This is a genomic window from Paenibacillus sp. ClWae2A, from assembly GCF_032452295.1.
Lineage (GTDB): Bacteria > Bacillota > Bacilli > Paenibacillales > Paenibacillaceae > Paenibacillus.
Window position 1 is genome coordinate 788,845 of sequence record NZ_JAULSQ010000002.1, and the last position, 9,484, is coordinate 798,328.

The 9,484-nt window shown below is 43.3% G+C and carries 18 protein-coding genes; 5 read left to right on the plus strand and 13 right to left on the minus strand.

Annotated elements, in window-relative coordinates:
* Positions 1-32: 32 nt before the first annotated feature.
* The 12 genes from QVE09_RS09670 to QVE09_RS09725 all read right to left on the minus strand — a co-directional run bounded on the left by QVE09_RS09670 (position 33) and on the right by QVE09_RS09725 (position 5,267).
* Entirely contained in the window at positions 33-311 is a 279-nt protein-coding gene (locus QVE09_RS09670) for a hypothetical protein (protein WP_315936639.1), read from the minus strand.
* Entirely contained in the window at positions 308-511 is a 204-nt protein-coding gene (locus tag QVE09_RS09675) for a hypothetical protein (protein WP_315936640.1), read from the minus strand. Before QVE09_RS09675 ends, QVE09_RS09670 begins: the two co-directional genes overlap by 4 nt.
* Positions 511-1,362: a recombination protein RecT gene (gene recT, locus QVE09_RS09680; protein ID WP_315936641.1), complete on the minus strand. Its 852-nt coding sequence runs from the start codon at positions 1,360-1,362 to the stop codon at positions 511-513. Before recT ends, QVE09_RS09675 begins: the two co-directional genes overlap by 1 nt.
* 9 nt (positions 1,363-1,371) lie before the next feature.
* Complete coding sequence (locus tag QVE09_RS09685) at positions 1,372-2,319, minus strand: YqaJ viral recombinase family nuclease (protein ID WP_315936642.1); 948 nt, start codon at positions 2,317-2,319, stop codon at positions 1,372-1,374.
* A gap of 217 nt (positions 2,320-2,536) precedes the next feature.
* A complete protein-coding gene (locus QVE09_RS09690; RefSeq protein WP_315936643.1) occupies positions 2,537-2,794 on the minus strand; it encodes a hypothetical protein in 258 nt (85 codons plus the stop codon).
* 12 nt (positions 2,795-2,806) lie between these two features.
* Positions 2,807-3,043, minus strand: a complete 237-nt coding sequence (locus QVE09_RS09695; protein ID WP_315936644.1) for a hypothetical protein — start codon at positions 3,041-3,043, stop codon at positions 2,807-2,809.
* A gap of 307 nt (positions 3,044-3,350) precedes the next feature.
* A complete protein-coding gene (locus QVE09_RS09700) occupies positions 3,351-3,587 on the minus strand; it encodes a hypothetical protein (RefSeq protein WP_145153016.1) in 237 nt (78 codons plus the stop codon).
* Positions 3,584-3,856: a hypothetical protein gene (locus QVE09_RS09705; protein ID WP_315936645.1), complete on the minus strand. Its 273-nt coding sequence runs from the start codon at positions 3,854-3,856 to the stop codon at positions 3,584-3,586. The genes QVE09_RS09700 and QVE09_RS09705 overlap by 4 nt, the downstream gene beginning before the upstream one ends.
* Positions 3,857-3,866: 10 nt before the next feature.
* Positions 3,867-4,373 (minus strand): helix-turn-helix transcriptional regulator, encoded by a 507-nt coding sequence (locus QVE09_RS09710; RefSeq protein ID WP_315936646.1) that lies wholly within the window; start codon positions 4,371-4,373, stop codon positions 3,867-3,869.
* Positions 4,374-4,492: 119 nt separating this feature from the next.
* On the minus strand, positions 4,493-4,735 hold the full coding sequence (locus tag QVE09_RS09715) for a hypothetical protein (RefSeq protein ID WP_315936647.1): 243 nt from the start codon (positions 4,733-4,735) through the stop codon (positions 4,493-4,495).
* A gap of 22 nt (positions 4,736-4,757) precedes the next feature.
* Complete coding sequence (locus QVE09_RS09720; protein ID WP_315936648.1) at positions 4,758-4,997, minus strand: hypothetical protein; 240 nt, start codon at positions 4,995-4,997, stop codon at positions 4,758-4,760.
* A gap of 36 nt (positions 4,998-5,033) precedes the next feature.
* Positions 5,034-5,267, minus strand: a complete 234-nt coding sequence (locus QVE09_RS09725) for a helix-turn-helix transcriptional regulator (RefSeq protein WP_315936649.1) — start codon at positions 5,265-5,267, stop codon at positions 5,034-5,036.
* A gap of 162 nt (positions 5,268-5,429) precedes the next feature.
* Between QVE09_RS09725 and QVE09_RS09730 the strand changes: the two genes are divergently transcribed.
* Positions 5,430-5,789: a helix-turn-helix domain-containing protein gene (locus QVE09_RS09730; protein ID WP_315936650.1), complete on the plus strand. Its 360-nt coding sequence runs from the start codon at positions 5,430-5,432 to the stop codon at positions 5,787-5,789.
* 245 nt (positions 5,790-6,034) lie between these two features.
* Positions 6,035-6,262, plus strand: coding sequence for a helix-turn-helix domain-containing protein (locus QVE09_RS09735; protein WP_315936651.1), 228 nt, complete (start codon positions 6,035-6,037; stop codon positions 6,260-6,262).
* 211 nt (positions 6,263-6,473) lie between these two features.
* Here QVE09_RS09735 and QVE09_RS09740 read toward each other — a convergent pair whose 3' ends face one another.
* The gene (locus QVE09_RS09740) at positions 6,474-6,776 is read right to left on the minus strand and encodes a LytTR family DNA-binding domain-containing protein (RefSeq protein WP_315936652.1); all 303 of its coding nucleotides are present in this window, start codon (positions 6,774-6,776) and stop codon (positions 6,474-6,476) included.
* Positions 6,777-6,870: 94 nt separating this feature from the next.
* Between QVE09_RS09740 and QVE09_RS09745 the strand changes: the two genes are divergently transcribed.
* The 3 genes from QVE09_RS09745 to QVE09_RS09755 all read left to right on the plus strand — a co-directional run bounded on the left by QVE09_RS09745 (position 6,871) and on the right by QVE09_RS09755 (position 9,484).
* The gene (locus QVE09_RS09745) at positions 6,871-7,335 is read left to right on the plus strand and encodes a hypothetical protein (RefSeq protein ID WP_315936653.1); all 465 of its coding nucleotides are present in this window, start codon (positions 6,871-6,873) and stop codon (positions 7,333-7,335) included.
* 80 nt (positions 7,336-7,415) lie between these two features.
* Entirely contained in the window at positions 7,416-7,760 is a 345-nt protein-coding gene (locus tag QVE09_RS09750) for a hypothetical protein (protein WP_315936654.1), read from the plus strand.
* Between the two features lie 113 nt (positions 7,761-7,873).
* Positions 7,874-9,484 carry a recombinase family protein gene (locus QVE09_RS09755; protein WP_315936655.1) on the plus strand — a complete coding sequence of 537 codons (1,611 nt, stop codon included), beginning with the start codon at positions 7,874-7,876 and terminating at the stop codon, positions 9,482-9,484.

Sequence of the window (9,484 nt, forward strand, 5' to 3'; positions counted from 1 at the left end):
TAGCAGCCGTGATTTCAGTTCCTACACCAATGTTATTTCTGTTGAACAGCGTAAACAGCGACATCGAACTTACTTTCATTGCCCGTTATCTCTTGAATAACGGTTTGAATTCCGCGACCGAAATGAGTAACTAAATCATTAATGGCTTGCGGCATATGAACCGGATCTGACGACGCTGCCGCCTGTGCCCCCAACGAGAAAGCAACGTCTCTTAAATGGGACTGGAGAACCTCCGGCCCTTCCATCGCGGCGTCTTCAAACATTTGTTGCAACTGGTTGAAGACTGCCTTTCTGCTCTGTTTAGTTGTCATATCGCACGCTCCCTATCATCACGTAAATAAATGTGCGGGTACTTCGCACGAACAACCAGCCATCCAGGATAGCCTCGTGCGAAGTAATCCCGAACCTCTTGCTTGAAAAGCGCAGGATCTGAATCCATCAGTCGCCATATCCGATCACCGATCATACTGCGTAGAAGCGGCTGATCGGTGATGGAATCTATTTGGCTCATTATTCAAATTCGACCTGTTCAGATCCACCATCGCCTTGTTGAGCAGGTGGTGGATCGTCAGTACCTGCAGGTGGGGTGATATCGATGAACGATTCATCCGAAGGTGTAATATCTTTCCTTGTGGTTTCGTCCTGCGTTACAGCAGAAGCAATCTCCACGCTGATCGGCAACCATTTCCATCCGGAACGAACGACCGTCTTTTTGCACATTTCCGTATAATCCGTGACCCAGGGGCCGTTATTCGATGCCTTGGAACGTTTCCGGTGCGCCTCAATCTCGCTGATCGGCATGTAATGGATGAAATGACCGCCGTCATTGAACTTGGCGACCATGTAAGCTCCGACTACCTTACCTGACTCAGTTGGCTTTTCATCTTTCCTCAGGAACCAAGGAACGTGTTTTAGATTCTCTTCAAGACCATATATCAACTCTATGAAGTCATTTTCATAGACTTCATGCGCGGAAATGGATTGAATATTACCAGAACGCCGGGCCAAATCGATCATGCCTTTATAACCGATAATGAACGTGGCTTCCTTGCCGTAAGGAATGATGTAGCAATGACCAATCAGTCCTGGCTCAAGTCCTAACTGAGCCGATTGCATAACTGCGGCCATCAGTGAAGGAATTGAACATTCCAAAAGCTTTGGATTTGTCCGGATTGTAGTGAGTGCGATACGACTTAAACGCTCAATGTTCATATGCTTCGGCATTGCTTCAGCAATCTGAGATTCCATTTTCTTCAGATAGGCGGCAATGGTTTGCGATGGATTAACAGCAGGAGCATTGTTCGCCCCCGCTGCCTTATTCTGCAATTTCCCTTCGAGTGATGCTCCGTTTGCTCGTGCCATAGGGCCTCCTTATTTCACCAGGAACCGTCTTGAAGACGAGGTGTTTGAGTATTTTTCATATAGATCAGGTTGCTCTTTCTTCAATCGTTTACTGTCAATCCGAGAAGTATCATTCGACTTCCAGGACAACAAAGTGTCACCGTTATGGATAGCCAGCTCATTCTCGCCCATGATTGATTTCAACTCGTTTTCATACCGTTTGACCTGTTCCGTAGCAACAGCAGCTTCTTCTTTTGCCGCCTGAAGCTGACGAACGATGCCGGCTTGCTTATCATCCAAGATGACTTCACTTGATGGCGCGGATATGGGGTAAAGCTGATTCAACAGATTTGCTGAAGCGTCACTCCCATCAATCATTGGCGGAATACCAGGCACGACATGCCGGTTCCAAAATTCATCCTCAATCTGCACAAGTGAGTCAATGATCTTGTCATTGCGTTCGACCAGCTTGTATTGGAAACGTTGACCACCGATAAGAACCGCAAAGTACCCGTAATCCACGCCAAGAACAGCCATGTAATGCTGCAGTTGGATCGCGTACTCATCAGGAACCTGATCGTCTTCCCACTCACCGAGTTTGTAGGCGCTGGCCGTTTTACACTCCAGGATGCCGAGTCCACGACCACCTTTATCCAAGATCAAGCGGTCCACGTTACCAAGCATGAATTTATGTTCAGGATGCTGATAAAGCTTGTTGCTACGCTGAACCCTTAGTCCGGTTTGGATCGTGAACTCTCTTGCTACAACGTCTTCGAGCACATTGCCCCAATAGGCTGCTTCTCCAGCTTCATCCGCTTCGATTTGACCTGTCTTATCCAGAAACACTCCAACGGGTGATTTATAACGGTTCAAGCCAGCGACAGCAGATGCATCCGAACCACCGATACCTTTCCGGCGGATCTTCAACCATTCTTCTCGGGCCATGTTCTTTGTACTGGCTGCAATATTCATTGCCATGTTCGTTCCTCCCTCATATAAAATCATGAATGCTCATACCCCTATCAGCGAGTTCTTCGTGAATCGTGGGATAATCAGAATCGTGTTCCTCAGAACATTCACTTTCCTGGGACTCAAGCAATTCAGACATGCGCATCCTCCTTGTTTGGCACGGCCACCCATGGTAAGATGACCGTGTATCCATATTTAGTTGTGAAAGATCAGTGATGACCGCGGCCTAGGCGGTCATTTTTTCGTTGTCTGGAACTGGTCCATCTTCTGCGATCGTCTTCCAATCAACAATCACCGGAGCGTTCTCAACATTAGAAATCAGTTCCCCATCTTCATCCAAAACGTGATATTCCGAATGAACATGATCCTCGTATTCCAAACTCATGTTCTTAATCTCAATGACCTCGCGGCCGTCGATCTCGGTACCGACTTCAAACACACGAGTCGGGTTGCTTACAACGGTAAGCCGATGAATAATTTGCACGGGTTGTCCTCCTTACTCATTTTCTAATTCCTCAATACGGTCATTGGCTTTGTCCAACTCTTCCTCAATCTCTTCCGCAGCATCCTTTGCATCATCGATGTCGCGAATGATTTCATAGAGTCCGTTGCCGGCAAATGAAGATAAATTTTCAAGAATTTCTGAGGTGGAACGAGTTTTATCATCAATACCATCTTCCAACTTTCTCAACGCATCAACGATATCGCTCAGTAACTCGCTAGGTTTCTTCATTGTTTGTCCTCCCTTCAAATGTTTGTGTGGCAGAGTACCACCGCGAGAGCCGCCATTTTCCCAACCAATCGACCCAGTGAGCCGTCAATCGAACCCCTCAGGCGGTTACGTGGCTAATGGCGCAAACCAGACTTTAGTCTTATCCTTTTGTAGAGGGAGCCAACAAAGTCTAAAAATGTAACCCTCGCGCTAATACTCTGTGATGCGTCAGCCGCATCTCACCGCCAACGGAACGGGAGTTGGTTATGAAACCCGTCCCGCAAGCAGTGAGACAAGGCCGACAATGGCCTGTCCATAACTTGTATCGTTAAATCTTCTCAATCTCCGCCACAGCCTGCGCCATGTATTCCGGCGGCAGCTCACGCAAACTTGAAGCAGCGTTCTGCCAGCGGTGAAAGATCATTTCCCGCTCTTGCCAAATGGATTCGAAATCCGTTCCCTGAACCGATCCATTGAAGGACATCACAGCCGCCGTATTCTCACGTAAGGCCTTGGCTGATTCTGTATAGTTAATGATGATTTGGATATATAATTGATCTTTCATACTGATTCCCCCTTGCGCTTTGACTCGGGAGACGATAAAATGAGCAGCAGAAGAGACTTTAAGCGAGTTCTCAACGTGAGTGTCCGCCCTGCCAGGCGGGCATTTTCTATTTCTACTTCCGCGAACCGGATCATCCGGTTAAGATATTCCTCTGCATTATTCATCTTCCCAGGCAACATTCTTTCAGGCTGCTTCCGAATCAGTTTCAAGTTGTGCTTCGAGTTTTTTCCAGCCTGCAATGCTTCATATGCCAACTGTTCACGAGACATTCAATCAACCTCATTTCATATATTTTTTAGCCTTTAGCTCGGCCCGATGCTCTTTCCAGATCCCGAACCAAGAGAACGAATACTCTTTGCACAGCACGGCTGCAAAGTGCGTGAGCGCCGTTATCGCTTCGACCGTCTCCATCAGCAACCGCTTCATGATGACTCGATCAGCTTCCGTGAGTTGATCACCCGTCTTACTGATCGGCACCTCCGAAGTCAAAGCAAGAACTTCCTTCATTTCCTCTACCGTTTTGAAAAGTACACTTGCTCTATGTAAATCCACGTTGTCTAACCAGGGCGTTATCGCACCGCCAGTTACTTCTTCCTGAGCAGCCAAGTACAGCCTTGGATCGTCGAATGCGACCGCTGCTTGCATAGCCATACCCTTCGGAGCTTGCCGCTTACCGCTCTCAACTTTTGCAATCGATGAACGATCAAGCAGCAACCTCTCCGAAAACTCTTCTTGCGTCATCCCATGTTCCTTGCGGTATTCATGCAAGATGTTCCCAATCGTCAATACATTCAGCTCCCTCAGTATCAATTAGAGGGATTTGGGACAAAATGACTCACAACCTCAGTTGTTATGTGACATAATCTAGGGTTAGTATTAGGTTGCAAGGTCTTCCCCAGATCCCTTCATTGCCCGCCAGCCGGTACAGCTCGGCGGGTTTCTTGTATCCTGCGAATCATTGCTTCAGCGTCCTTCTTGAGTCGCTTAAGCTCTCGTTGAGATATCAGATGTGGATTCTTACATTGAATTTCGAGTGACAACGTGTAATCAATTGCTTGATCTACCGTCATTTTCTTCAGTTCGGATCGGATGGCGACGGCAGATATGAAGCATGCTCGTGATGTGGGTTTGATCCAATGGAATCGCATATGCTTGTCCTCCGTTGGAAGCCTAATCGGCTTCGCTTTTCTGGTTTCGCAAAATATCCCAACCTACTTCGTGCATTTGCTTGATCACTTTAGCGATTTGGCTAGGTGTTTGTGCAATGAAGTCATCACAGATATGAACAGTGGTTTCTCCAAATTGGTAGGTCTCAACAACATTTCCTGCTGGCAACTCTTTAATTTGGATCGACATCGGCATATCCCTCCCAGGATTATGTTTATGCGTATCGAGTTGTGGGACAGCCATTGTAATTTTGCCTCCTTACTAGATAAATTGGTTTAATCAGCTAGCACCTTTTCTTTTTGTACACTCAGCTTGTACTCTTAGGCCAAAAAAAAGAGTGTTAATATCTTCACCCAGAATTTCAGATATTCTGAAAGCATCAGAAAGGGTTGGATTTGAATAACCATTCTCCCAGTTACTAACGCTTGCTTTAGAATATCCAAGCTGAGAAGCTAATTCTTCCTGTGTTAAGCCCTTTTTCCGCCGGGCATTCATTAAGGCTTCGTTCTTCATGTTTTCACCTCATTTGTACACTAATCTTGTACTTGTTGTCTTGATTATAAAGTACAAGAATGGTGTATGTCAACACAAAAATACAATATTGGTGTACATAATTTATTTAAATCGATAATAAAGGTACAATATACTTGTACCTTAACGTTAGGAGGTAAGCATGTGTTCCATGGAGATCGTCTGGCGTCTCAAAGAAAAAGCAAACGACTAACTCAAGAAGAGTTAGCCGTCAAAATCAATCTTACTAAGGCTGCGGTCAGTAACTATGAAAATGGTCATAGTACCCCATCCAATGAAACATTAGTTGCAATAGCTGATGCCCTTGATGTTGATACTGACTATTTATTAGGAAGAACTGAAGTTCCGAGAGAAGAGTTATTATCATCAAAGCCTGACCTTGCTGAAGAGACGACAGAGTATGTAATTAAGGAATTAGTTGAGAAATACAAAATTGATTTAACCGATTCGAACAAAAGGGATACCTTGGAGAAAATGATTAAATTGGTTTATGAGGATCTTTGATTATTTATTGATTTTATTAATTGCTCTTTAATGAAGAGATAAATTTCAACTGATTTTTCCTTTTTAAGTTCGATAACCAAGGAAGTATGTTTTTTAAATTCATCATTCATAGGTGTCACTTCCGTTCTTATTTTCTCTAAAATGCGAACATGTGTTTCTCTTTAGCATAATACTAACATGTGTTCGTATGTTTGGTAAATGCTTTCCACAGAACAAATTAAGTCAATTATTTAAGGAGTAGCGCGATGCGGTATGAACCGGATCGTTGCCGCTTAAAAGAATGGTATAAAAGGAAACGAATTTCGCAACGTGATTTGCATATTATCACTGGTATTGCTGAAAGCCAGTTAAGTCAATATGCGAACAACAATCAAACAATGACATTGGGTACAGCACATACTATTGCCAAGGCAATGAAGCTACATGGCCCCCAAGCGTTGTATACGTGGCGCAAAATCCTAGATAGTGATTAGTTCTTTTAAGCTGCAGCGGAGGAATCTTTCCTCCCGATCCGGATAAAACTTTATTAGGTAGTAAAGTTTTATGGACTCATCTTTGCTACTTTTAAGATAGATCACCCCTAACCTGTAACATCTTATGTTATAGACTTATAGTCCTGATATTATCATGGAGTAATCGCAAATACTGTCGAATAAAAATTGACCGTTCATCCCTAGTGAACGGTCAAAGTCCTTTGAATTTATACACATTTCGGCGTGTTACTTTCACACCCTCTGATTTATGATTTTTGTCGAAATATAGCGTATGATTTTCTTCACAAAATGTCCATATTTTATCGGTGTTTACAATAGCCGATTTTGAAGCTTTCTCAAAGCCAAATGGGGCAAATAAGCGTTCGTATTCAGTCAAGTTTCTTAAAGGTCTCCCTCGTCTAGTTTTTGTTCTTATCTCAATCTCATCATCTTGTACAACAATGGCCACAATCTCATCTAAGCTTACAACTATAATATTGCCCTTTGGGCTCATTATTGGTAGCAACACCATCACCTCGTGTCTATCATGTGCGGAGTGGTGTTCATATATACATAGATAAGCTAAAACACGAGAGGGGATCACGAGCATGAAAAAAGGTTTGCAAATCTTTATTTTTTTAGGCGTCTTGCTTCTTATTGCAGCGTGTAGTAATGGGGGTTCCATAACTGCTGATGACGTTATTTCGAAACTGAATGCGGCAAGTGTGGAAGCGGAAAATCCGGAGAAGGTCACTCAAGACAGCACCATTAAGTTAAATCCCGAGGACGGCGAAATAGTTAGGTTTAAAATACCTTCGATGAATGGTTCTTCCATATCTGAAGGATCTGGAGAGAATGGCCTTGTCTATAAGGATGCACCCTCAGGACACGTCTTTATTCTCAAAAACAACGATGATCTTGTTGAATTACAGAAATTTTACGAAGAAATGGGACAAACATCTGAAATGTTCCGTTCATGGACTTATGTAAAAGATAATATGCTTCTTCAGATGCCCGGTGGAGTTACTGAAGAACAGTTCAACGAATACAAAAAAGTCATAGACTCCATATAATTTAGACATCAACAATAGCTACAGTTCAAAAGGCTCAATAATAGGTAGCTTAGCAAACGTTCATATGGATGGTGGTTAATTTGAAAGATGAAGTTCGTAAAGGTGTAAACGAAGCTAAAGAAAGTGAAAGCGGAGCAAATTGGTTGTTTTTCGAAATATTTATCTTATCTATAGTTTTCGGAATTTATTATACATCTTGGTGGGTATTTGGTGGAGTTATCTTAGGTACCATGATCGGATTAATGATAAAACCCCTTCGAATCGTAATATTAGTTTTACTGTCATTGGCCTGTGGATTTGTCGGTTGGATAATTGGTCATTGGTTCGACAGTACGCCTGCAAGTGTTGTACTCGCAATTCTGTTCGCACTGGCTGCTGGTGGAGCACATCTTTGGGCGAACCAGTGGCTAGAAGACAATTCGTAGAACTAGCACTTTTCAAGCCCTTCGGGGCTTTTCTTTCACATCGAAAAACGAACACATGTACTGATTCATATTTAGCCATAATCAGCATATATAACAATTAAGGAGGCTTGGCCATGTCAGACGAACTATATGCAAAACTAACATCAAAACTTCAAGGTCGTTTTTGTATGTACCTAAGGAAGTCTAGGGCAGACATGGAAGCTGAAAACCGCGGCGAAGGTGAAACATTAGCAAGGCATGAAAGGAATTTATTTGATCTTGCTAAACGGCTAAAAATAAACATTTCTGAAGTCTTCAGAGAGATCGTTTCAGGTGAAACAATAGCACAACGTCCCGTTATCCAAAATGTTCTTCATCAAGTTGAAGAAGGGCTATGGGATGGTGTACTAGTCATGGAGATCGAACGATTGGCGCGTGGCGATACCATCGATCAGGGTATCATTGCCCAAACCTTTAAATATGCCGGTACTAAGATCATAACACCTATGAAAACATATGATCCCGATAATGAATTTGATGAAGAATACTTTGAATTTGGTTTGTTTATGTCCCGCCGCGAATATAAGACAATAAATCGCAGACAACAAACAGGGCGTAGAGATTCTATTTCAGAGGGTAAATTTATTGGTAACATTGCTCCCTATGGTTACAAACGTCTAAAGCTTTTAGCCGAAAAAGGATGGACACTGGAGCCGCATCCCGATCAGGCTCCAATCATTAAAATGATATTCGATATGTATGTTAACCAGGGAGTAGGTACCGGATTAATTGCCAAAAAGCTGAATCAGATGTCAGTTCCTACATTAAAGAATAGCCAATGGACCGTTGCGACTATTAATGGTATGATTCGCAACCCTGTCTACTATGGAGTAATTGCTTGGCGTAGACGACCTGAGAAGAAAACCAGAAAGAACGGAGTTCTGCAGCGTTCCCGCCCTCGTGTGGACAGTAGCGAGTGGCTAGTTGCTGAAGGAAAACATGAAGGTTTAGTGAGCAAAGATACTTGGGATCGCGCTCAACATATCTTAAAAAGTCGTTCGCACCCTCCCGCACCTGCAGGAGTCATTACCAATCCACTCGCTGGAATTATCCGCTGCGGGGTATGTGGCAGATTAATGGTTCGTCGTCCATATAGTAATAATGCTCGTCCAGCAGGTTTGATGTGTCCTTATCCCACTTGTGATAATGTCAGTTCCCCAGTGGCCATTGTTGAAGATAGGATCTTGGAGGGATTACGGACTTGGCTGGAGAACTATAGAGCACAGTGGACCGATCATAAACCTGAGAATGACGAAGAGGAATCGAGTTTAAGCATCAAGGAACAGATCGTAAAGGATCTCGAAAAAAAAATGCATGAATTGCACGAACAGAATAATAATCTGCACGATTTGCTAGAAAAGAAAATTTATACGGTTGAAACATACCTTGAGAGATCTCAAACACTTGCTCAAAGGATTGGAGAAACGGAGGAAAGCATTAAGGTGGCTTTAGGGGAAATGGACTTGGAGAAAAGAAGACAAACCGCCAGGGTGGATATCATCCCGAACGTAGAACATGTTTTAGATACCTATTCGCAAACAGAAGATCCAGCACAACAAAATAAATTATTGAAATCAGTCCTTGAAATGGCTGTTTATAATAAAACAATAAAAGGCCACTGGTCAAGACCGGAAGCCGTAAACATTTTCGATCTTAAATTATTCCCTAAACTCCCCCGAGTTTAG